The 1148-nt window shown below is 67.5% G+C and carries 2 protein-coding genes; both read right to left on the reverse strand.

Annotation, left to right across the window (positions count from 1 at the left end):
- The coding region (locus tag ACFWYW_RS59370; protein ID WP_379628369.1) for an IS3 family transposase at positions 1–793 on the reverse strand (793 nt) is incomplete at its 3' end.
- Complete coding sequence (locus ACFWYW_RS59375; protein WP_379628371.1) at positions 790–1077, reverse strand: transposase; 288 nt, start codon at positions 1075–1077, stop codon at positions 790–792. The genes ACFWYW_RS59375 and ACFWYW_RS59370, both read right to left, overlap by 4 nt.
- Between the last annotated feature and the right edge of the window lie 71 nt (positions 1078–1148).

Below are 1148 nucleotides of genomic sequence, written 5' to 3' on the forward strand. Positions count from 1 at the left end.
CCTCGATGTAGCTGAAGAGGGCTCGTTCGGCTTCTGACCTGGTGCGGAAGGCGCGCCGGTCGATCAGTTCGCACTCCAGCGAGGCGAAGAAGCTCTCGGTGATCGCATTGTCGAAGCACGTCCCGGTCCGGCCCGTCGACGGACGGACGCCAGCCTGCTCACAGCGCCGGCCGAAGGCGATCGAGGTGTACTGGCTGCCCTTATCGCTGTGATGGATCACCCCAGCGTCTGGCCGGCGCTGATGGATCGCCATCGCCAGCGCGTCGGTCACCAACTCGGTGCGCATGTGATCGGCCATCGCCCAGCCCACGATCCGCCTGGAGAACACATCCAGCACCACCGCCAGGTAGACGAAGCCCTGCCAGGTCGGCACGTACGTGATGTCGGCGGTCCAGACGCGGTTCGGCTCGGCCGCGCTGAACTGACGCTGAACCAGGTCGGAGGCAGCCGCAACCTGCCGGTCGGAGACGGTGGTGCGACAGCCCTTGCGCCTGCTCACCCCGGCCAGCCCGGCGGCGCGCATCAGCCGAGCCACCCGCTTGCGGCCCACCCGGACACCGTCGATCTCCCGCAGATCAACATGGATGCGCGGCGCCCCGTAGATCTCATCGGAGGCCTGGTGATGTCGGCGGATCTTCTCCGTCAGTACCTGGTCCTGTCGGGCCCGCGCCGACGGGCCGCGCCGTCGACGAGCGGCCCAGGCGTAGTAGCCCTGGCGCGACACACCCAGCACCCGGGCCAGCAGGGAGACCTCGTGGTGGTCCTTCTCCGCATGGATCAGCCGGAACTTCATCTCGGCAGATCCGTCTCCCGCGCGAAGAAAGCCGCGGCCTTGCGCAAGATCTCCTTCTCCTCGCGCAGGATCTTGTTCTCCCGCCGAAGCCGGGCCAGCTCATCCTTCTCAGCGCCGGTCAGGCCGTCCTGGCGGCGGCCATCATCGAGATCGGCCTGGCGCACCCAGACACGGATCGACTGCGCGGACGGCTGGAACTCCTTGGCCAGCTCCTCCGGCGACCGTCCCGCGCGCACCAGCTCCACCATCTGCCGGCGAAACTCCGGCGGATAGTTGTTCGGCACAGCAGACTCCTTCTTCCGGGAACCAGGGTTCCCCAGAGACCAGGTGTCCACCAAACCGGGTCAACTCCACT

It is taken from the genome of Nonomuraea sp. NPDC059023 (genome assembly GCF_042740095.1).
Lineage (GTDB): Bacteria > Actinomycetota > Actinomycetes > Streptosporangiales > Streptosporangiaceae > Nonomuraea.